At 67.0% G+C, this 21,690-nt stretch carries 18 protein-coding genes; 5 read left to right on the forward strand and 13 right to left on the reverse strand.

What is annotated here, in order from left to right:
• Positions 1–318: 318 nt before the first annotated feature.
• From LJF27_RS22405 to LJF27_RS22445, 9 genes are all read right to left on the reverse strand, one after another.
• A complete protein-coding gene (locus LJF27_RS22405) occupies positions 319–1,398 on the reverse strand; it encodes a general secretion pathway protein GspK (RefSeq protein ID WP_003119955.1) in 1,080 nt (359 codons plus the stop codon).
• Positions 1,388–1,978 (reverse strand): PulJ/GspJ family protein, encoded by a 591-nt coding sequence (locus tag LJF27_RS22410; RefSeq protein WP_003113392.1) that lies wholly within the window; start codon positions 1,976–1,978, stop codon positions 1,388–1,390. The genes LJF27_RS22405 and LJF27_RS22410 overlap by 11 nt, the downstream gene beginning before the upstream one ends.
• Entirely contained in the window at positions 1,975–2,400 is a 426-nt protein-coding gene (locus tag LJF27_RS22415; protein WP_003097721.1) for a PulJ/GspJ family protein, read from the reverse strand. Before LJF27_RS22415 ends, LJF27_RS22410 begins: the two co-directional genes overlap by 4 nt.
• Complete coding sequence (locus LJF27_RS22420; RefSeq protein WP_003097723.1) at positions 2,400–2,810, reverse strand: prepilin-type N-terminal cleavage/methylation domain-containing protein; 411 nt, start codon at positions 2,808–2,810, stop codon at positions 2,400–2,402. Before LJF27_RS22420 ends, LJF27_RS22415 begins: the two co-directional genes overlap by 1 nt.
• The gene (gspG, locus tag LJF27_RS22425; RefSeq protein ID WP_003110089.1) at positions 2,779–3,213 is read right to left on the reverse strand and encodes a type II secretion system major pseudopilin GspG; all 435 of its coding nucleotides are present in this window, start codon (positions 3,211–3,213) and stop codon (positions 2,779–2,781) included. Before gspG ends, LJF27_RS22420 begins: the two co-directional genes overlap by 32 nt.
• A 53-nt stretch (positions 3,214–3,266) precedes the next feature.
• The gene (locus LJF27_RS22430; protein WP_003097729.1) at positions 3,267–4,454 is read right to left on the reverse strand and encodes a type II secretion system F family protein; all 1,188 of its coding nucleotides are present in this window, start codon (positions 4,452–4,454) and stop codon (positions 3,267–3,269) included.
• Positions 4,455–4,458: 4 nt separating this feature from the next.
• Complete coding sequence (locus LJF27_RS22435) at positions 4,459–6,186, reverse strand: GspE/PulE family protein (protein WP_003122595.1); 1,728 nt, start codon at positions 6,184–6,186, stop codon at positions 4,459–4,461.
• Complete coding sequence (locus LJF27_RS22440) at positions 6,176–6,979, reverse strand: ABC transporter permease (RefSeq protein ID WP_003097732.1); 804 nt, start codon at positions 6,977–6,979, stop codon at positions 6,176–6,178. The genes LJF27_RS22435 and LJF27_RS22440 overlap by 11 nt, the downstream gene beginning before the upstream one ends.
• Before the next feature lie 589 nt (positions 6,980–7,568).
• Positions 7,569–8,321, reverse strand: a complete 753-nt coding sequence (locus LJF27_RS22445; protein ID WP_003160456.1) for a class I SAM-dependent methyltransferase — start codon at positions 8,319–8,321, stop codon at positions 7,569–7,571.
• A gap of 225 nt (positions 8,322–8,546) precedes the next feature.
• Here LJF27_RS22445 and LJF27_RS22450 point away from each other — a divergent pair, with 225 nt between their 5' ends.
• From LJF27_RS22450 to LJF27_RS22460, 3 genes are all read left to right on the forward strand, one after another.
• Positions 8,547–9,521 carry a quinone oxidoreductase family protein gene (locus tag LJF27_RS22450; protein WP_023116917.1) on the forward strand — a complete coding sequence of 325 codons (975 nt, stop codon included), beginning with the start codon at positions 8,547–8,549 and terminating at the stop codon, positions 9,519–9,521.
• Positions 9,522–9,543: 22 nt separating this feature from the next.
• Positions 9,544–10,473, forward strand: a complete 930-nt coding sequence (locus LJF27_RS22455) for a LysR family transcriptional regulator (protein ID WP_023116918.1) — start codon at positions 9,544–9,546, stop codon at positions 10,471–10,473.
• Positions 10,474–10,655: 182 nt separating this feature from the next.
• Positions 10,656–11,897 carry a dienelactone hydrolase family protein gene (locus LJF27_RS22460; RefSeq protein WP_003113399.1) on the forward strand — a complete coding sequence of 414 codons (1,242 nt, stop codon included), beginning with the start codon at positions 10,656–10,658 and terminating at the stop codon, positions 11,895–11,897.
• Positions 11,898–11,904: 7 nt separating this feature from the next.
• Here LJF27_RS22460 and LJF27_RS22465 read toward each other — a convergent pair whose 3' ends face one another.
• From LJF27_RS22465 to tssI, 4 genes are all read right to left on the reverse strand, one after another.
• Positions 11,905–12,867, reverse strand: a complete 963-nt coding sequence (locus tag LJF27_RS22465; RefSeq protein ID WP_003090528.1) for a threo-3-hydroxy-L-aspartate ammonia-lyase — start codon at positions 12,865–12,867, stop codon at positions 11,905–11,907.
• Positions 12,868–13,029: 162 nt separating this feature from the next.
• Positions 13,030–13,221 (reverse strand): hypothetical protein, encoded by a 192-nt coding sequence (locus LJF27_RS22470; protein ID WP_003090543.1) that lies wholly within the window; start codon positions 13,219–13,221, stop codon positions 13,030–13,032.
• Positions 13,218–17,171, reverse strand: coding sequence for a type VI secretion system effector Tse5 (tse5, locus tag LJF27_RS22475; RefSeq protein WP_023116919.1), 3,954 nt, complete (start codon positions 17,169–17,171; stop codon positions 13,218–13,220). Before tse5 ends, LJF27_RS22470 begins: the two co-directional genes overlap by 4 nt.
• 49 nt (positions 17,172–17,220) lie before the next feature.
• The gene (gene tssI / locus LJF27_RS22480) at positions 17,221–19,290 is read right to left on the reverse strand and encodes a type VI secretion system tip protein TssI/VgrG (RefSeq protein ID WP_023116920.1); all 2,070 of its coding nucleotides are present in this window, start codon (positions 19,288–19,290) and stop codon (positions 17,221–17,223) included.
• A 265-nt stretch (positions 19,291–19,555) separates the two neighbouring features.
• On the opposite strand from tssI, the gene LJF27_RS22485 reads away from it, so the two are divergent.
• Both LJF27_RS22485 and pfeS read left to right on the forward strand, forming a co-directional pair.
• Positions 19,556–20,272 (forward strand): response regulator transcription factor, encoded by a 717-nt coding sequence (locus tag LJF27_RS22485; protein WP_003113402.1) that lies wholly within the window; start codon positions 19,556–19,558, stop codon positions 20,270–20,272.
• The gene (gene pfeS / locus LJF27_RS22490) at positions 20,272–21,612 is read left to right on the forward strand and encodes a two-component system sensor histidine kinase PfeS (RefSeq protein ID WP_015502780.1); all 1,341 of its coding nucleotides are present in this window, start codon (positions 20,272–20,274) and stop codon (positions 21,610–21,612) included. The genes LJF27_RS22485 and pfeS overlap by 1 nt, the downstream gene beginning before the upstream one ends.
• The last annotated feature ends 78 nt before the right edge of the window (positions 21,613–21,690 follow it).

The following is a 21,690-nucleotide window of genomic DNA, read 5'->3' on the forward strand; positions in this document are numbered from 1 at the left end:
TGCAGCAGGGATTCGGGGATACAGCGATAACGCCGAGGTTGGTCGACGCAGTCTTCGGCAACGGCCTCCCGGACCTCCTCATCCCAGAACCAGACCAGAGCATGGCCACCCCGCCAGGCTACGTAATGGCCTGCGCGGCGAAAAGGCGCCAGGGCGGCAAGCTTCAACGCCAGTGCCTGATACCGGTCAGAGCGCGGCACATGATTGAGATCGAGACAGCGATAGACACACCACGCCCGATCCACGATCCACTGCGCTGGGGCGCGCCGCGCCAACCCTGTACCTCTACGTACCCACTCAAGCTGCGCCCGGCCATCCTTACCACGGCCTTGCCACAAGCGGGGCGGCAAGAACCCCGGGGGCGATATCGGGATGCAACGGAGGATTCGAGTAGCGATCATTTATCTTCACGGACCTCTTCGAGAGAAGCTGCCAGGGTGGCAGCAGGCGGTGCTCTGAGTTGAAGCGGACCTCGTATTCCGTCCCCTGCTCGGCTCCTGGCGGGTAGAGCCGAATCGACAGGACCGGACTGGCCAGGCGCGCCCATCCATCCTCGGGAACCAGCCTCGCATGACCCCCGAGGACGTCATGCAGGTCCGACATCCGGGTGAACGGACGCTGCCAGCGGGCTTGCAGCAGTCGGCCGACAGCGTCCTCCGGTAGTCCCCAGGCAAGAGACAGGATTCGGGCATCCGCGGTGTTGATGTTCAGCGCCGCCTCGTCCGCCGCGACCAGATCGCGCCAACCGGCGTCGAGCAAATGCGCTTCCCAGGGGCGCCAGGCCTCCAGCCGGAAGACTTCCATCACCGAGCGCAACGGACGGCGCCGGGCCTGGCCCGGAGAGGACCTGTCGCTGGCTTGCGCGGCACTACCCAGTCGTGGAGCGGCGCCGGGATAGAGATAGCTGAACCATTGGGCGACCATGACCTGCACCTGCTCGGCGGGAACCCCCAACCCCGCCAGCAGCCTGGACAGTACCCGCGGATCGATGCCGGAAAGACTGAGGCGCGCAGAGCGATCGAGCAGCGCAACGCACCAGCCATTGGCCATGCAGAACTCCCGGCCATCCAGAGGCAGCTCCCCGCCAATGGGCAGGATCGAAGTGTCCATGTCCACCTTGCTCGGCGCGGCGCCAGCATTTCCCGGTACGCTCAGGCCCGCGACGGTATAGCGCTGGGTAGCCACCAGCCATTGGACCCGCGCCAGCAAGGCATGCTCCTCCAGCTCACGAAGCAGCACCTTGCGCCGGTTTTCCGTGGCATCCAGCGAGCGCCCGACCCAGAGTACAGCGGCACTGGCCAGCAGGGTCATGATGGCCAGGAACCAGACCACTCCGACCAGAACGAAGCCAGACGAGCGGGCAGACGCCGCATGTCGGCGTGCGCCATCAGAAATCATGTTCGGCGGGCCTCGCTCTGGGCAGTGCGACCGCGACAAGGACAAACAGACGCTCCTCGGGAGCCGCCAGTGCCATCGCCTCGGGAAGGGTATCGGCCAGTTGCGCGCTCGGCGGCCAGTCCCGGTGCCACTGGCCGTGACCGTCCAGATAGCGGAAGCGAGCTTCGCCGCGCAGATGCAGGAGGGGCCAGCGACTGTCCTCCAGCCTTCGCACATAGATCAACTCGGTCCGGTCCTCTCCTGCCCGCCGCTCAAGCCGGAAGGCCAAGGGCGTCGGGATGCCCGCACGGCGATCCAGGGCCGCGGCAGACATGGCCTCGAAACTGAGTTCGTCCCCTCGCAGACGCCAGCGGACCTCGCCAGCCTCGGGAGCGACCAGGTTCTCCACCGCATCACGGAACCAATCGAAGGTCAGCGCCCGGACCTGTCCGCGCCCCAGGTTCTGGTGCAAGGACTGGTTGGCCTTGCTGGCATAGCTCAACCCTTGCATGAGCAACGTGCCGATGAAGGAAACGACCAGCAGCACCACGATCATCTCGAGCAGGGTGAATGCACCCTGTTTTCGTCGCGAGCGGATCATGGTCCATCACCCAGTCGCGCTGGGATGACCACGTAACCGGGAAGCTCCAGTTGCAGCGTCTGCGGCGTTCCATCGCCGGCCCGGATGCTGGCGACGACCCTGAACAAGGTCACGTCGTAGATGCCCGGACTGCCGCTATGGCGGCCCACCGCCGCTTTCGACGCGGACAGCGGCGAACTTCGCCACTCCAGCCGGTAATGCCCCAGCCGGACCCTGCCTGCGGGTTCGAGCGCAGGGTTCATGCGCTCCAGATAAGCCATCGCCACCCAAGCCGTCTCGATGCGCAGCTCGGCCGCCTCGACCCGCTGCATGCTCCGAAAGGCACTGTTGAGCCAGGCGAATAGCGCACCGCCGACCACTGCCAGGAGCGTCAGCGCAACCACCGCCTCCAGGAGCGTGAAGCCTTCCTGCCGCGCCGGCATCAGCGGATCGTCCCGGGCGCGCAGAGGGGTGGCTGAAGCAGCAGCGTATGTGTCGCGCGCCCATGATGGACCTGCAACTTTCCGCCCAGGCAAACTCCGTTTGCCATGTAACGTATCGGCGGCCGAGCAGTAACCGTCCAGCCATCGGGCAGTCGCAGCAACTGCTCGGGAACCGCCCCGCTCTCACCAATGAGCAGCTCCCGCCCATCGCTGCGCACGCGATAGCCCAAGGTCTGCAATTGATTGAACAGATCGTCCAGCGCGGTCCTGCGCGCCCAGGTCTCCTGCATCCTCACCAGGCCGGGCAACGCCACCGCGGCAATGGCCCCGACGATCACCAGCACCACCAGCAGTTCGAGCAAGGTGAACGCGGCCTGGTCAACGTTTGGGCGCGTAACCGACATCGGCATCCAGGCCTTTCCCACCGGGCTGCCCATCCGCGCCCTGGCTGTAGAGAGTGAAGGGTTGTTCGGCACTCGGCCTGTCGCTGTACAGGTAAGGCCGGTTCCAGGGGTCCAGCGGTACGCCGCCCTCGAGGTAGGGCCCGTGCCAGAAGGCCCCGAGACGTTCATCGGAAGGCGGCGTGTTGAGTAGCGCCAGGCCTTCTTCTTCGGTCGGCAGCCGGCCGATGTCCAGGCGCATGGTGAGCAACGCGCCCTTGAGCATCTTCACCTGGGTATCCGCCGTCTGCGCCTTCGCCTTGTCGGCCTGATTGAACAGTCGCGGCCCGACGAGCCCCATCAGCATGCCGATAATCACCAACACCACAATCATCTCGAGCAGGGTGAAGCCCTGTTGTGCAGCTCTGTTCATACGGTTTCCACTTCACGTCTCATCCAACCAGCCGCGGCATCGATACCCGGCATTCAAAGCACCATGTCGTTGGCGCTGGTAATCGCCAGTACCACGCCGGTAATGATCAGGCCGAACACAGAGCCGATCAGCAGGATCGCCAAAGGCTCGATCAGTACCAGGGCCTTTTTCATTCGCGCCTGCCCGGCCTCTCCATAGAGCGTCGCCAGGCTCTGCAGCATCTCCGCGAGCTGCCCGGAAGCCTCTCCAACCCGCACCAGGCTCGAACCGATGGACGTGACCGCCTGGCGCTCCTCCAACGCTGCCGACAAGGCGATGCCGGCCCGCACATCCTGGGTGACTCGCTCCAGGGTCCGGCGCTGCCGGGCAATGCGGACGCCAGCGGCGGAAAGCAGCAGGGCCTCCACCAGCGGCACACGATTTCCCAGCAGGGTTCCAAGCACCTTCGACCATTGCGCTATTTCCGCCTGCATCAACCATTCCCCGACTACGGGCAGGCGCACCAACTGGTCGAGCGCATGGGCGCGGAGCGCCGGATTGCGCAGCGCCACGGCGATGCCGCCAGCAAGCAGCAGGACGGCGAACGCCAGCAAGCCGGAACTCTCGTTGCTCCATACCCCGATGCTCAGCACTGCCCAGGCAAGCCACGGGAGCTGGGCAGTCTCGTTCAGGAGATTGGCGAATTTCGGAACGACGAAGACGAACAGGGTCGCCACGGCGAGCACCCCGCTGAGCACCAGAATCGCAGGGTAGATCAGCGCCCCTTGCAACTCGGCGCGGGTTCGCCGTTCGTATTCCATCTGCGTGGCACAGTCCCTCAAGGCTCCTGCGAGGTTTCCGGTCATCTCGCCGGCCGCCACCAGTTGATATACATAGCGCGGCAAGTCGAGGCCGGCGCTCTCCAGCACCACGGGAAAGGATTGCCCCTGGCGCAGGCCATTGGCCATCGCCTGCAGGGCGGTAATCAACTTCGGGTGGCGCGCGCCTCGCTCCTGAGCCTCCACCGCGTCGGCCATGCTCACTCCCGCCGCGAGCATGGTGGCCAGCTCGTGGATGGCCATGTTCAATTCCTCGGCCTTGAGCCGACGTCGCGAGCCCAGGTTGCGGCGTTTCACCTCCAGGCTGAGCGGGGTGAGCCCCTGGCGCTGCAACTGCCGCAGCGCATCCTGGCGCGTGGGGAGGCAGAGTTCGCCACGAACGCGCCTGCCCTTGCGATCGACGGCCTGGTAGATGAAATTCATGGGCTTAGCCACTGGTCACGCGATGCACCTCGTCAAGGCTGGTCATACCCAACCAGGCCTTGATCAAGCCATCTTCACGCAGATTGCGCTGTCCCTGGCTGGCGGCAAGCCGATGCATCTGTTCGAGGGAAGCTCTCTGCACGATCAGGTCGCGCATCTCGGAAGACAGATCGACGAGTTCGTAGATGCCCACACGGCCGCTGTAGCCGGTACCTTCGCAGCGGCCGCAGCCTCGCGCCACGCGCCATTGCGCTGCCTGCCCCGGGAACAGCCGCGCGGTGGCCGCCTGGGTCGCTGCCAGATCGGCCGCAGCAAGGGTTGGCTCGCAAGGTTCCGCGCAGTGGGCGCACAACCTGCGCACCAGTCGCTGGGCCTGGACACCGCGCACCGGCGAAGCCACCAGGAAGGGTTCCACGCCCATGTCGATCAAACGCGTGAAGGCGCTCACCGCATCGTTGGTATGCAGGGTCGAAAGCACCAGGTGACCGGTGAGCGAGGACTGTACGGCGATCTCCGCCGTCTCCAGGTCGCGTATCTCCCCGATCATGATCACATCGGGATCCTGCCGCAGGATCGAGCGCAAGGCGGCAGCGAAGGTCAGGCCGATGTCGGCATGGACCTGGACCTGGGTGATATTGGGCACCTGGTATTCCACGGGATCTTCCACGCTGATGAGCTTGCGCACGCCATCATTGATTTCCTCCAGCGCGCCATAGAGCGTGGTGGACTTGCCCGATCCGGTGGGGCCGGTCACCAGGATGATGCCGTGGGGTTCCGCTACCCATGCACGCATCCTCCGCAAGTGGTCCGGGAGCATCCCGAGCCGGTCCAGGCGCAACCCCTCGCGCTCCTTCGGCAACAGGCGCATGACCACCGATTCGCCATGCACCCCTGGCAAGGTGGAGACCCGCACGTCGAGCTCCGTACCGCTGACCCGGATGCTCATGCGTCCATCCTGCGGCAACCGTCGCTCCGCGATGTCGATGGCGGAGATCAGCTTGATCCGCGAGACGACCGCCGCGAATCGCTCGCGGGGAAGGCTCAGTTGGTCGTGCAGGACGCCGTCGACGCGGAAGCGGATACGGAAGTCGAACTCCCGGGGTTCGATGTGAATATCCGAAGAACGCTTTTCCATGGCCTGGCTCATCACGTTGTTGACGAGTTCGACTACCGGCGCCTCCTCCGCCAACTCCCGCAGGTAACGGATGTCTTCGCTGCCGTAGGCGTGCCGATCCGCACCTTGCCGGGCCAGGTCCAGGGAGTGCTCCAACCAGCCGTCCAGATCCTGGGAGCGGCACAGCACTGCTTGAATCGAGCGCTCCGGATAGAAATAGCCCAGGGTTTCGCGTATCGAAGGAGATAACGGATCACGCGCCGCGAACAGCAGTTGCTCGCCCTCCTCCCAGACCACCAGTTGCTCTTCGACGAACCAGTCGGTATTGATCGGGGTACTGAGCAGGAATGCGGCGATGGACTCTTCGCTCGGCTTCCGCAGGTCGTCCCCCACCAGCGGCAACCGCAGTTGCTCCGCCAGCACCTGCATGAGGGTATTTTCCGAGATGGCTCCGGAACGCACGAGAATGCCTCCCAGACGGCCGCCAAGCCGGCGTTGCAGGTCGAGCGCCCGCTCGAGTTCCTGGCCGCTCACCAACCCGCGTTCGAGCAAACGCTGCCCCAGCGGTATCCACTCGGCCGTCATCTGCGGGCCCGGGGAAACGGCCTCAGAGGACATCTGCAAAACCTTCCTGAACCCGACGGAACCAGAGGAAGCCCGATGAACAGACCAGCAGAGACGCAACGCAATAAACGCTGAAGACCCCAAGGGTCGGATAGGGAGCATCGAAAAGGATCGCCCTGACCATTTCCACCGGGATCGTCAGCGGATTGAGGTACAGGTAGGGCTGCATTACCGGTGGCAAGGAAGACAGCGGATAGAACACCGGGCTGATGAATAGCAGAAGCACCAGGAGAAACTGGACGAACTGCCCTATGTCGCGAACATAGACCCCGAGTCCCGCGAGGAACCACGCCAGCCCCGTCACGCAGAGCAGGAAGGGGAGCAGGGCAAGCGGTAGCAGAACCAGTTGCCAGCCTGGCTCGACGCCGCTGAAGAGAAGAAAGATACAGAGCACCAGGTAGCCGAGCATGGCGTTGAAGAAAGCGGCCAGCAGCGGTGTGAGGGGGAGTATCTCCAGGGGAAAAACCAGCTTCTTCACGTAGTTGGCGTTGGCCTGGATGATAGTCGGGGCCCTGGACAGGCTTTCAGCGAGGATCCCGTTCAGCAGGAGTCCGGAAAACAGGGTCAAGGCGAAGGAGAGCGTGCTCTGGCTTCCACCCCAGCGCGACTTCAGCACGAAGCCGAAGACAAACGTATAGATCAGCAAGAGCAGGAACGGCGAGACGATGATCCAGATGCGGCCCAACATGGCGTCGCGATAACGCAGTTCGACCTCGCGCCGGGTCATGACCAGCAGGAGCCTGATGCGACTGGCGAGACTGGCCGGTACCAAGAGGGAACCACTCACAGAAAAACTCTCCACGGCGAAGAAGAACAGAACCCGCTAACCATGAAGGATCGAAGCGAGCTGGGCCATCAGCCCCCACTACTTCTGGCGTAAGGTTTTTCTGATTCAAGAAGAGCCTTCAGAAGGCCGGAGCAAGCCGGCACTCTCGCCAACTCGATCTCCCATCGGCTCCGTACCTGCTGGAAAGCACGTGGGTAACCCCGACAATGGCAACGGCTCTCAAGGTGAGGGGCCGGACTGCGCGGAGTGCACCCTCGATTCAGCAGCCAGCGGCAGGGAAACCGGGACGAAAGCAAGACTCATCCTGCAATCGGGGCGATTTCTTCATAGCGCTGGAAAACCTGGCTCAGTGAAACGAAAGCACGCACTGAGCGCCCCGTACGCCAGGGACTGGCAACCTGCACGCCGACCCGGCCTGGGGCGGCATGGCGAGTTCGACGAATACGACTCGGCGCACCACCTGCCCCCTGCCCGCGCTCAAGCGACGCCGCGGCTGCCAGGGGGTTGCAGCGACCTGCGTAGACGGCAGGCGGACGCGATCGGCGCTCTCCCCGCCGTCATGGTTGAGTTTCGGATTGCGTCCGATGGCTCAGCGGATCACCCCGGCGCGCACCGTCAGCGGCCAACTGACCCGATAGCGCGTCTGCGGGTCGCCCCAGGCTTCGCGCAGCTCATCGACGAACGCGGCGCCCGGATCCTGGCCAAGGGCCTTGCCGGCCTCCTTCACCGCCGACCAGGTACCGACATAGCCCAGCAGTTCGTCCAGGGTCCAGGCCACCTCGATGGCCAGGTCCGGCAGGCGACGCTCCTCGAAGGGGAACGGCAGACTGCGGTAGCCCTCCTCCACGTGGCGCCGCTCGGCAGGCCAGTAGGGGCCGACGACCTGGTGGTAGAAGTGCTGGACCAGCGGTTCCATGGGTCCGTCGACATGCAATACGCCATAGGTAACCAGGGCCAGGATGGCGTCCGCGCGGGCCACACGCCGGACTTCCTCGTAGAAGCGCGGCAGGTCCAGCCAGTGGGCGGCCTGGGCGACCGTCACCAGGTCGGCGCTGGCCGCCGCCAGTCCGCTGTCCTCGGCCAGGGCCACGCGATACTCGACCCGCTCGCGAGCCTGCGCCTTGTCGATCTGCGCGGCGCTGGCGTCGGTACCGACCACCCGTTCGAAACGCTCGGCCAACAGCACCGTGAGCTGTCCGGTGCCGCAGCCGCAGTCCAGGGCCAGGCGGGTGCCGGGGCAGAGCGCGGCCAGCTCGTCGACCAACTGCGCCGGGTAGGTCGGACGATGTGCGGCGTAGTTCGCCGAACCCGTGGAGAAATGATCCTTGAAAGGTGCCGTCATGGGACTCTCCCGAAATGATCCCGGCGACCACAGGGACCATGACCGTCCAGGCTGCCGCCTTACACTAGGCGAATCCTGTCGATACGGAAACACGACTTTCGGTCACCTTGGAGCACCGTCTCACTACTGCATGCGGTGCAGCAATCAACTGCAAAGAACCTACCTGGTCATCCCCGGATGCTTCATTAGACTGCCGGAACGACGAACGCAGCCAAGGAGACCGCCATGCCCAGTCGCATCACCCTCAACGCAAACGGAGGCCCCGAGGTCCTGCGCCTGGAGCAAGTCCAGGCGCAGCAACCGGGCCCCGGCGAGGTCTGGCTGGAGCAGGCCGCCATCGGCGTCAATCCGCTGGACCTCGGCCAGCGCTCGGGAGCGGTACCGATTCCGCTGCCGTCCGGCCTCGGCCTGGAAGGCGCCGGAGTGGTCGCCGCGCTGGGTCCGGGAGTCTCCGGACTGGCGCCGGGCGACCGCGTCGCCTATGCCACCGGCCCGCTGGGCGCCTATGCCAGCGCCCGGCTCTACCCCGCCGAGCGCTTGCTGAAGCTGCCCGACAGACTCGCTTTCGAGGACGCGGCGGCGCTGCTGTTCAAGGGCATCACCGCGCACTACCTGCTGCACGCCACCTACCCCGTCGGGCCCGGCACACGCATCCTGCTGTACGGCGCGGCGGGCGCCGTCGGCCAGTTGATGGCGGCCTGGGCCCGGCACCTGGGCGCCTGGGTGATCGGCGTGGTGTCGAAGGCGGAAAGCGTCGAGCGGGCCAGGGCTGCCGGCTGCGACGAGGTGCTGGTGTTCGACGCGGCCAGTCTCGCCGCCCAGGTCGCCGAGCTGACCGCCGGGCGCAAGGTCGATGTGGTCTACGACCCCATCGGTCGCGCTACCTTCGAGGCATCCCTGAACAGCTTGCGTCCGCGCGGCCTGCTGGTGTCCTTCGGCGCTACCTCCGGCGTGCCGCCAGCCGTCGAAGTCGCCACCCTCAACGCCAAGGGTTCGCTGTTCCTCACCCGTCCCTCGCTCGCCGCCCACACCGCCAACCCGGAGGAATACCGGCTACGCGCGCAGGCTGTGCTGCGCGCCCATGCAGACGGTGTCATCCAGCCCCAGGTCTGGCGGCGCTACCCGCTGGCCGAGGCGGCCGTGGCGCATACCGATCTGCTGGAGGGACGCTCGCAAGGCGCGCTGGTACTCTTGCCCTGACCCACCCGCAAGAGGCGCATGCATGCAACCGTTCGACAGCCGGCAGGCCGATGAAGTCGCCACGCTCCTGGCCCTGGCCGAGCACGGTTCGTTCGCCGCCGCCGGCCGCGCCCTGCAACGCCATCCCTCGGTGCTCTCGAAGCGGCTCGGCGCACTGGAGCGTCGCCTCGGCATCCGCCTGGTCGAACGCACCACCCGGCAACTGCGCTTCACCGATGAAGGCGAGCGCCTGGCGAGCCGCTTCCGCCAGGCCGTCGACCTGCTCGACGAGGCCGAGCACGAAGCCAGCCTGGGCGCCGCGCAACTGCGCGGACGCCTGCGCATCGCCCTGCCGTCGGCGATGGGCCGGCTCTGGCTCGGTCCGCTGCTGGCGGAGTTCGCCCTGGCGCATCCGCAGGTGGTGCTGGAAACCGACTATTCGGAGCGCTTCGTCGACATCATCGCGGAAGGCTTCGACCTCGCGATCCGGGTCGGCGAACTGGCCGACAGCCGCCTGGTGGCCAGGCGGCTGTGCGCCCATCGGCGCATCCTCGGCGCCGCTCCCGACTACCTGAAGCGGCATGGGGTACCGCGTATCCCGGCCGACCTGGCGGCACATAATTGCCTCGGCTTCAGCGGACTGCACTCGTACCCGGAATGGAAGCTGACCCGCCAGGACGAACAGCAGCCCGTGCGGGTACGCGGCTCGATGGTCAGCAACGACAACGAAGCCCTGCTCTGCGCCGCACGCCAGGGCCTGGGCATCTTCGCCGCCGGCGAGTGGCTGATGAGCCGCGACCTCGAAGCCGGCAGGCTGGTACGGGTGCTGCCGGAGTGGCAACTGGACGCCGACGCCGGCGTCTACCTGGTGCGCCCCTCGGCGCGCTACGCCACGGCGGCGACCAGCGCGTTCCGCCAATGGGTGGAAGCGCGGTTCGCCGCTGGCCCGCCCTGGCAGCGCCAGCGGGCCTGAGCGGTATCCGCGAGCGGCTCGCCGAGGAGCGCGCCGCCTCCCGCCCCTCGCTCCCGGACAATCCGGATACCCTCCCGCCAGCATGCGGATAGCCAATGACCCGCCGACCGGTTCCTACTAGGCTGGTTCGCTTCGCTTTCCCGTTTTCCCACTCCAACAACAACCCGATGAGGAATCCAGGCATGGGACAGTACGTCAGCATCGCCGCGTCCGACGGCAGCGGCCGGTTCGACGCGTATCTCGCGCTCCCCGCCAGCGGCAAGGGGCCGGGCGTGGTGATCGGTCAGGAAATCTTCGGCGTCAACGCGAACATGCGCGCGGTGGCCGACCTGTACGCCGAAGAGGGCTACGTGGCCCTGGTCCCCGACCTGTTCTGGCGGCTGCAGCCGGGGGTCGACCTGGGCTACGACGAAGCGGCCTTCGCCAAGGCCATCGAGCTGTTCCAGCGCATCGATCTGGACGCCGCGGTGGACGACATCGCCGCCTGTATCGAGCACCTGCGCCAACGCGAGGAGGTGGTCCACGCCGGGATCGGCTTCGTCGGCTTCTGCATGGGCGGCAAGCTGGCCTACCTCGCCGCGACGCGCACCGACGTCTCCTGCTCGGTGGGCTACTACGGCATGGGCATCGAGGCGCTGCTCGACGAGGCGAAACAGATCAAGGGCCGGCTGGTGCTGCATTTCGCCGAACAGGACGCCTACTGCCCGCAGCAGGCCCGCGACGCGATCCTGCCCTGCCTGCGCAACCTGCCCAAGACCGAGTTGTACCTCTACCCCGGCGTCGATCACGCCTTCGCCCGCGTCGGCGGCATGCACTTCGACAAACCGGCCTACCTGATGGCTCACGAACGCAGCATCGCCGCCCTGAAGCGGGAGATCGGGCCGAACTTCGACCTCTCCGCGCTGTGGGACGAGCATGTGCGCCACGAGTTCGATACCCGCGACGTCGCCGCGACCATGGCGACCATGGTCGCCGAGCCCTACGTCAACCATGTCCCGACCCTCACCGGCGGCGTCGGCCAGCGCGAACTGAGCCGCTTCTACCGCCATCACTTCATCCACGGCAACCCGCCGGACATGACCCTCACGCCGATTTCGCGGACGGTGGGGGCGCTGCAGGTGGTCGACGAGTTCGTCATGCGCTTCACCCACAGCTGCGAGATCGACTGGCTGCTGCCCGGCGTCCCACCCACCGGGCGCTTCGTGGAAATCCCCATGCTCGGCGTGGTGCGCTTTCGCGGCGACCGCCTTTACCACGAGCACATCTATTGGGACCAGGCCGGCGTGCTGGTGCAGATCGGCCTGCTCGACCCGCAGGGCCTGCCGGTCGCGGGGGTGGAAAGCGCGCGCAAGCTGCTCGACGAAAGCCTGCCGTCGAACCGCCTGATGGCGCGCTGGGCAGCCAGCGAAGGACTCGGCCTCTAGCGGCCGGCTAGCCGCCGAGCAAGGCGCAGAAACGCGCCAGGTCGACGTTACCGCCGCTGAGCAGGATCCCGACCCGCTTGCCGCGCAATTCGTCCTTGCGCTGGCGGGCGGCGGCCAGGCCGAGGCAACCGGTGGGCTCGACCAGCAGCTTCATCCGCGCGGCGAGGAAGCGCATGCCATCCACCAGTTCGGCGTCGCTGGCGGTGAGGATGTCATCGACGTTGCGCTGGATCAGCGGGAAGGTGAGATTGCCCAAATGCTGGGTCTGGGCGCCATCGGCGAGGGTCTGCGGCGTATCGATATGCACGATGGCGCCGCTGCGCAGCGAACGCTGGCCATCGTTGCCGGCCTCCGGCTCCACCCCGTAGATCCGGCAGGCCGGCGCCAGCGCGCGGATCGCCAGGGCGCAGCCGGAGAGCAAGCCGCCGCCGCCGAGGGGCGCGAAGAAGGCGTCCAGCGGACCGACTTCTTCGAACAGTTCCTTGGCCGCGGTGCCCTGCCCGGCCAGCACGTCGGGGTGATCGTAGGGCGGGATCAGGGTCAGGCCATGGCGCTGCGCCAGGTCGCGGCCGATCTGCTCGCGATCTTCCGTATAGCGGTCATAGAGCACTACCTGCCCGCCGTAGCCACGGGTCGCCTCGATCTTCACCGCCGGCGCGTCGGCCGGCATCACGATGGTCGCCGGGATCCCCAGCAAGCGCGCCGAGAGGGCGATGGCCTGGGCGTGGTTGCCGGAGGAGAACGCCACCACCCCGGCGGCACGCTGCTCGGCGGAAAACCGCGACAGCGCGTTGAAGGCGCCGCGGAACTTGAACGCTCCCATGCGCTGCAGGTTTTCGCATTTGAAGAAGACTTCCGCGCCGAGTTCTTCGTCGAGGGTACGCGAGGACATCACCGGCGTGCGGTTGGCATGCCCCGCGATCCGCGCGGCGGCGGCGATCACATCGTCGTAGGTAGGCAGGTCGTGCATGGTCGGCTCCTCGGACCTTGGCAAAGAAGACAGGCAGTTCGCCAGGTTACCAGGCGAACGCCGCCAGCAGCGCCTGCGCGACAGCATCGGCGGCGGAAGACTGGCGGAGCCATTGACGAAGAGGCCCTGCATGGGTCGATGCTCCGCGATGCCGGGTCGGCCTCACTCGTCCAGGTAGCCGTCCCTGATGCCCTTCGAGCGGCGGTAGAGGTAGAGCCCGAGGCGCAGCACGACGAGCACGCCGAAGAACACCCCGACGGTCACCCAGGTGTTGCCGAAGAACCATTCCAGGCAGACATAGAGCAACGCCAGCGGTATGCAGACGAGGGTCATCAGCAGGTAATGCTTGATCATTGCGGCGGGCACTCCTCTTCTTCGTCCTTCAGTGGGCATTTGACGATCTGCTTGCCCGTCTGCCAGGCGGCCTGGGTGGCCACGGCCTTCTTGATGGTATCGGCATGGGCGGCCTTGCGCGCGGCCAGCTTGGCGGCGCGGTTGGCGGTGTTGGCCGCCTGTCCGGAAAGGGTCCTGATCGCCTTGGCGGACTGCACCACGGTCTTGCCGGTGCTGAGCATGCCCGGCGCCACGGTGCCGATGGCCGCCGAGGCGCCGACGTGTTTCCAGTTGATGTCGATGCACTTCCACTTGATATCGGTGAGGTCGCGATCGCTGTCCCAGTTGTCCTTCATCTGCCCCAGCACCTGCTTGCCGGTCTGCATCCCCAGCTCGATGCCGGCGCCCAGCGCCGCTCCGATCGCGGCGCGGGCGGCGAAGGCGCCGATCACCACCAGCGGGATGATCAGGCCGGTGGGATCGTAGGCCAGCGTGGGCGCGTTCAGCGCGTAGGCATAGGGGTTGGGGCCACCGCCCAGGCCGAGCGGGTCCTGGCTGGCATAGCGCCCGGCTTCCGGCAGGTAGTAACGGTAGCGGTTGTAGTAGAGGCCGCTTTCCTCATCGTGGTACTGCCCCTGGAAGCGGATCGGCTGCGCACCCGGCTGTCGTTCCGGCGCTACCGCCCGCCAGTCGTCCGGAACGCCCTGCCAACGCAGTTGGCCACGTTCGTCGCTCAGCTGCAGGGGGGTACCGAGGTGATCGGTGTGGAAGAAAGCGATCCGCGCCTCGCCCAGCGCCGGCACGCATTGCGCCGGCAGCGGCTGGCCTTCGGCGGCGAACGCCTGGCGCAGTTGCAGCAGCTCCGGGGGATCGGGCTCGCAGGCCTGCTCCAGGCGCAGCAACGGGACGAAACCGCCCGGTTCGTGAACGGTGGTGCGCAGTTCCCGCGCAAAGGCTTCGGCGCATTGGCGATCGCCGTCCCAACCGAAGCGCACCTGCTGCTCGACACCGTCGCGCAGCACCACCTTGGCGATCCGTCGCGACAGCGCGTCGTAGCGGTAGCGCGCCTCCAGCCGCGTACCGTCGGCGTAATCGCGCGTCAGATGGACCAGGCGCTGCGCGCCGTCGTAGGCCAGGCGCAGGCGCTCGCCGTCGGCGCCGATACGCTCGACCAGGTTGCCCAGCGCATCGAAGCGATAGCGGTTGCCGGCGATCCTCTCCACGCGGTTGCCGGCCCAGCGCGCCGGGCCTTCGCCGGCCTGGTTCGCGCGCGCCTCGGAGCGACTGAAACCGGAGCGGTACAGTTCGTTCTCGGCGAATGCCTGGCGAGCGTCCTCGCGCGCGTACTCGCCGACGCCCTCCAGGTGGTTGCCGGCGGCGTCGTAGCGGTAGGTGCTGGCCGCCGCGCCAGCGCGCCGGCTGGCCAGCAGGCGACCGCCGAGGTCGTATTCGTAGCGCACCGACGGATACTGGTTGTCGTCGATGCCGACCAGTTGTCCAAGTCCGTCGTAGCGATAGCCGCGCTGCCAGTCGAAACCGCCGGCCAGACGCAGGCGGCTGCGCTGCAGGCGTCCCAGCGGCGCGTGCTGGCGCTCCTGGGTGAACAACGCGTCATCCTGCCCGTCGCGGCGGGCGTCGCGACGCACCTCACGGTGCAGGGCATCGCGCTCGAAGGCCAGCTCGACCGCACCGACCAGCGCGCCGTGCAGATGACCCGGGCCATAGGTCAGCCAGGCGACCGGCGGCGCGTCGCCGTAGCGGCTGGTCTGGCGCACGCCTAGCGCGTCGTGGCTGTGCTCGACGCTGTAGACCCAACCGTCGGCATGTACCTGGCTTTCCAGGCGCAGGTTACCGACCTCGTCGTACGTGTAGCGCACCTCGCAATCCGCCCCGCCGGCGCTGGCCAGGCGGCCGTCGGCCAACCAGCGGTAACGCTCGACCAGGGCCGGTGCGTGCTCGGTGGCGGGAACCCGGATGCTCGCCAGGCGGCCGTCGCGGTCGTAGGCATAGGTGGTCTCGCGACCGTCGGCATCCTCGCGGGCGATCAGTTCGTCAGCGGCGTTGTAGCGATAGCGTTGGCGACGACCGTCGAAGCCGGTCTCTTCCACCAGACGGTCCAGCAGGTCGTAGCGGAACTGCGCCTGGACGCCGTTCTCGTTGGTCAGGGCGACCAGCCTGCCGGCTTCGTCGTGCAGGTAGGACAATTCGCCGCCGCCGGCGTCGGAAACCCGCACCAGCAGATCGCCGTGCCCCCAGGAAAACAGCGTGGCGTGCCCCTCGGCATCGGCGATACGGGTCTGCCGCCCAAGGGCGTCGTATTCATAGCTCAGGGCGCTGCCGTCGGCCAATTCCAGGCCGATCAGTTGCCCCAGCGGGTCGTAGCGGCGCCGGGTCAGTTGTCCCAGCGGGTCGCTGCTGGCGACCAAACGTCCTTCGTTGTCGTAGTCGTAACGCCAGACCTGGCCGGAACAATCGGTCAACGCGGCCAACAGGCCGAAGCGGTTCCACTCCAGGCGCCGCTCGCCGCCGCGCGGGTCGACGATTCGCGTCGGCCGGTCGGGCAGGCGCGGGTCTTCGTAGGCGTAGCGGGTGCTGCCGGCCGGGCCGCGCACCGTCGTCGCATTGCCCCGTTCGTCGCGCTCGAAGGTCCAGCGGCGCTGCATCGCGTCCTCCAGCTCGACCAGCAGCCCGGTCTCTTCGTCGACGCGCTTGCGATAGCGCGCCTTGCCCGGCGACTCCTCCTCGAGCATCCGCCCCTGGCCATCGCGCCGGCGCCGCGTCTCCCGTCCCAGCGGATCGCGCATGGCGACCAGGCGGCCGAACAGGTCGTAGTCGAACTCGCTACGGCTGCCGTCGGCCCTGACCAGCGCGGTCCAGCGCCGCTGCCCGCCCTCGCCGGCGAACTCGTAGCGTTCGACGCGGCCGAGGCTGTCGCTGACCTCGGTGGCATCGCGCAGGTAGCGGAAGGTACGGGTCAGGCCGCCCGCCTCGATCTGCTTCACGACCCGCCCGTGCGGAGCATGGACATCCCACTCGTAGCGAACCTCCAGCCCGCCCGGTTCGCCGTGGGCGACCAGCATGTGCTCGCGCCAGGCGAATACCCGGACCACCTGGCCAAGACGGTCGCGCACGGCGATCAGATCGCCGCTGTCGCTGAACTGGTAGCGCACCAGCCAGTCGAGCCCCGGGCTCTGCGGATCGATGTAGTCCGGAGGCGGTCCGTCGTGGCTGGCCAGGATCACGCCGAACAGACGCAGGCCGTCGTCGCCCTCGCTCGGCTCGCAGGCTTGCTGGTAGACCAGCGCATAGCTGCGCCCGGCGCTGTCGCGCACGCCGGTGAGCAGGCCACGTCCGCTCCAGCGGAACTCGGTGCGGTAGCCGGCGCGGCCGAAGCTGGCCTGCAGGCGCCAGATACCGTCGGGGCAACGCTGGAAATGCAGGTAGCTGTGGCCGGACAGCACCAGCACGGAGCCCTCCTGCGTCTGCAGTTCGGCCGGCACCGCCGCCCAGCGCCCGCGCCAGGCCTGCGCTTCGCCGCCGCTCGAACCGCCGCGGCGCAGCCACAGCTCCTCGCTGCCGGAATAATGCTGGGCGCCGGGAGCCAGCGCAGGAAAGCCGATCCGGCGGCCCTGGGCGTCGACCAGCACGCAGGCGTCTTCGCTCAGTTCCAGGTGCATGCTCTCGCCCGGCAGCCACCAGCCCCGGCCGAGCCGGCCGATACGGGGGTTGCTCGACAGGTAGCCACGGGCGAAGGTGAAGGTGTCCGGCGCCGCCAGGGCGAAATCGACCTCTTCCGGCAGCAGCTTGCTGCCGAGCATCGGGTTGACCGGCTTGCCCACCAACGGCACGCAGGCGGACACCCGGTCGGCCAGGCCGACCGCGCTGCTGCCGACGTGCACGGTGGGCGAGCCGGTGGAGATAACCCCTCCCGAGACTTTCTCGCCGACATGGGAAACCGGTAGGCCGCTCATCTATCCATCCTTCCTTGGGAAAAGCCGCGACAGGACATCCGCCCGCCGCTCAACAGTTGATATCGACATTGGGCGAGAGGATCTCGATCTCCCCCGGCGTCAGGCGGATCGTGCTCTGGCCGCAGCGCAAGAGGATCTCGCGGTCGGCGGTCAGCTCGATGCGCTGGCTGCCGAGGGTGATGCTCTGACCGTCCAGGGTGATCTTAGAGCCATCGTCGCTGCCGCCCACGCTCACTTCGTAGCTATCGCCCACCGACAAGGTCTTCTTCTTCATCACCTGGGTGCTCTGGTTCAGCCCGACCACGGTGTTCATCATCATGCCGACGTTCAGGCTGTAGCCGAGCCCGACGTTTTCCATGCGCCCCATGCCGACGTTCTGCAACGAGGCCATGAGGATGGTTTCCGTCTTGTTCATGCCGATCCTGACCGTCTCGTTGCGGTCGACCGTCTTGCTGCGGTTGGCATGCACGGTGATGGTCTCGTTGTTGTCCACGGTCTCGGTGCGATCGTGCTTCACATGCACCGTCTCGTCGTGGTCGATGGTCTTGGTCCGGTCGTGGCCGACCCAGTGGCTCTCGTCGTTCTCGACCTCGATGTCCTGGTTCCTCTCGGCATGGATGAACAACTGCTCGGCGCCCTTCTTGTCCTCCATGCGGATCTCGTTGAAGTTGGCCGGCGTGCCGCCCTTGCTCGAACGGCTCTTGGTGCCGCTCTGGGTAGCGTTCGCCGGCAGCTCGTAGGGCACCGTCTGCTCGGCGTTGTAGACCCGCCCGGTGATGATCGGCCGGTCCGGGTCGCCTTCGAGGAAGCTGACGATCACTTCCTGGCCGATCCGCGGGATCTGGATCGAGCCCCAGTTCTTCCCGGCCCAGGCCTGCGAGACGCGCATCCAGCAGGAGCTGTTCTCGTTGGACTGGTCGTGGCGGTCCCAGTGGAAATGCACCTTGACCCGGCCATACTGGTCGGTCCAGATCTCCTCGCCCTTGGGCCCGACCACCAGCGCGGTCTGCGGGCCGCGCACCACCGGCACCGGGGTCGACGGCAAGGGGCGGAAAGCCTGGCCGGCGTCGATACAGTCCAGCTCGCTCTCGAACTGCGCGCCGCCCCCGCCATTACCGGTCTCGTAGAGTTCCTGGACTACCCGGTACTCGGCGCCAACCACCAGGTATTCGCGGTTCTGGTCCAGGCGCGGGTAGTTGCTCAGGTGGAACAGATGGCCCGCCCCGATACCCCTGGCGCATCCCCGCAGGCGAACTCGCTCGTACTGGGTCTGGATCGCCTCGATGCGGGTCCGTGCATAGTGTTCGCCGTCCTGACTCTGCACATACTCGCCAGGGTAGTCGTAGAGCGGGTAGTCGGCCGCGGCATGGGCGCGCCCGACATTGGAGCGCACTTCCAGGCGGGTGCCGGGACGCTGGAAGTCGTAGTCGTTGAGGCTTAGCGAGCCGGGCTGGACCTCGCGCGCCATGTGCCAGTCGAAGAAGTGGTCGCGCTCGCGATGGCCGAGGCTCGGCGGGTAATAGGGCACGCTGGTGTAGCCGGCCGGGCTGTGGTGCGCGCCGTAGGCATCGGAGAGCACCAGGATGTGGCGCTTCTTTTCGTGGCGGAACCAGTAGTAGATGCCTTCCTGCTCCATCAGCCGGCTGACGAAATCGAAGCTGGTCTCGCGGTATTGCACACAGTATTCCCACTCGCGGTAGGAGCGGCTCAGGGCGTCCTCGAAGTCGGAGAAGCCAAGGTCGCGGAACACCTGCTTGATGATGTCCGGGACCTTCTGGTTCTGGAAGATGCGGCAGTCGGAGGTGCGCGTCAGCAGCCACAGCCAGGGCCGCAGGGTGACCTGGTAGCTGGCGAACTGGCCGGCGCCGGCGCCCTGGCTACAGCGCGCGACGATGCCGTGGAAATACCGCCGGCTGCCGCCGGGGAGTTCCAGCGCGAGGCTCATCGGCTTGCCCAACAGGGCATCCAGAGGCAAGGCGGGATTGCTCGAGACCAGTTCGAGCTCGTGGCTGAACAGCCGGCCCAGCTCTTCGCGACCCTCCAGCCGTTGCAGTTGCAGGACCTCGGGTCCCAGCGGGGAGTCCACGTGTACCAGGCGGGTGTGTTGGGAGAACAGCATGGGGAATCTTCCTTGATAGTCACCTGCGGCGGGCGGCCCGAACAACGCGCCAGCAGCGCGCCAGATGATCGTACAACCCAGTGCCGTCGCGAAAGGCTGGCCAATAGCCACGACACTCCTGCCCGCCTCCTGCGGACCCGCCGACCCTAAGCCAGAACCAAAGCCGAAGCAACGACGGCTTTGTCGAAAAGTATTTCCGCTCCGAGCACGCTGCGGCGCATTGGCCCATTGCCCGATACCCGGCAAAAATGAGATATTCACGAACGTGAATCATTCTCATATTTCAATCCCATCTCCCCGCCTGCTGCTGGTCGAAGACGACCCGCGCCTACGCGAGGATCTCGACGCGCATTTCCGCCGGCGCGGCTTCCGCGTAACCGTCTGCGGCGATGGCTCGCACGGACTGGAAGCCGCCGGGCGCGAAGCGTTCGACCTGGTGTTGCTGGACATCATGCTACCCGGCCTCGACGGCCTGGCGCTGCTGGAGTCGCTGCGCCGCGAGCAGGCCACGCCGGTGATGCTGATGTCGGCCCTGGGCGCCGAACAGGATCGCATCAGCGGCTTCACCCGCGGCGCCGACGACTACCTGCCGAAGCCGTTCAGCCTGGCCGAGCTGGATGCCCGCACCGACGCCCTGCTGCGCCGCGTACGACTGGACCGCCTGCCGTTGGCGCAGCGGCGGGATACCCGGCTGGTGTTCGACGACCAGGCCCAGGATGTGCTCCACCAGGGCCTTCCGGCGGGGCTGACGCCATCCGAGTACCGCCTCCTGGCGACGCTCCGCGAACACGCTGGCGAGGCGCTGAGCAAGCCGTTCCTCTACCGGAGCGTGCTGCACCGCAGCTACACGCGCCTCGACCGCGGTCTCGACGTGCACGTCTGCAACCTGCGGCGCAAGCTCGCCGTGGTCGCCGTCCGTCACCTGCAGATCCAGGCGGTGCGCGGCCAGGGCTACCTGCTGGTGGAGACGGAACACCCCTGATGCGCAGGCACCCGCTGTTATGGAAACTGGCGCTGCTGCAGGTCGGCTTCTGCCTGCTGCTGACCTGGCTGATCTACACCTGGGGCCTGTCGGTGGAGCGCAGCACCTACTTCCTCGCCCCGGCCGACCGCCACTACCTGGCGGATTACGCGCGGCAGGCGGAGGATGCCTGGCGCAGAGAGGGCGCCGCGGGCGCCGAACGCTTCCGCAAGGAACTGTCGGCGAAGGAAGATACCTGGGTGGCGCTGGTCGGACCGCACCTGGAAAGCCTCGGCAGCACGCCGCTAAGCGCCGAGGAGTCGAGCCACCTGACCTTCATGCGCAAGCTCGACTGGCCGATGAGCCGGCGCCTGCAGGACGAACTGCCGTACGTCAGCATCGAGTTCCCCGGACATCCCGAGCAGGGCCGGCTGGTAATCCAGTTACCGGAGCGCCTGCTGCCCGGCGGACTGACCCCCTGGACCCACCTGGTCACCCACGGCATAGTCCCGACCTTGCTGGCCGCCCTGCTCGGCCTGCTGCTCTATCGCCACCTGGTGGTGCCGCTGAACCGCTTGCGCGATCGCGCCGACGCCCTGCGCGCCGACGAACTGGAAAGCACTCCCCTCGCCGCACCGCTGGCGGCCCGCCGCGACGAACTCGGCGAGCTGGCCCAGGCCCTGGAGCACATGGCCGAGCGCCTGCGCCTGAGTCTCGCCCAGCAGCGCCTGCTGCTGCGCACCCTGTCCCACGAACTGCGCACGCCGCTGGCGCGCCTGCGCATCGCCCACGACAGCGAGCTACCGCCGGAGCAGTTGCGCCAGCGCCTGGATCGCGAAATCGGCGACATGCAACGACTGCTGGAAGACACCCTCGACCTCGCCTGGATGGACACCGAGCGCCCGCAACTACCCACCGAGCCGGTGCTGGCGCTGTCGGTGTGGGAAGCGCTGCGCGAGGACGCCTGTTTCGAAAGCGGCTGGGACCCGGCGCGGCTACCCTGCCGCTTGGGCGTCGACTGTCGCGTCGAGGTCCACCTGGACAGCCTGGCCCAGGCCATGGAGAACCTCCTGCGCAACGCCATCCGTCACTCGCCCGAGGACGGCACGGTCAGCCTCGACGGCGAGCGCGAGGGCGACTTCTGGCACCTGCGCCTGCAGGACCAGGGCCCTGGCGTGGCGGAAGACCAGTTGGAACGCATCTTCCTCCCCTACCAGCGCCTGGACGATAGCGCCGGCGAAGGTTTCGGCCTCGGCCTGGCGATCGCCCGGCGCGCCATCGAGCTACAGGGCGGCCGGCTCTGGGCCAGCAACGGCAAGCCCGGATTGTGCCTGCACCTGTGGCTGCCGGCGGCCGCCTGAGGGCGAAGTGTTTAGAAAGTTAATGCGCTTTACTCTCAAATAACAATAAATATCATTTGTGATCTCTTGCATTTCGCT

This window comes from Pseudomonas sp. 203-8, assembly GCF_020708595.1.
Lineage (GTDB): Bacteria > Pseudomonadota > Gammaproteobacteria > Pseudomonadales > Pseudomonadaceae > Pseudomonas > Pseudomonas aeruginosa.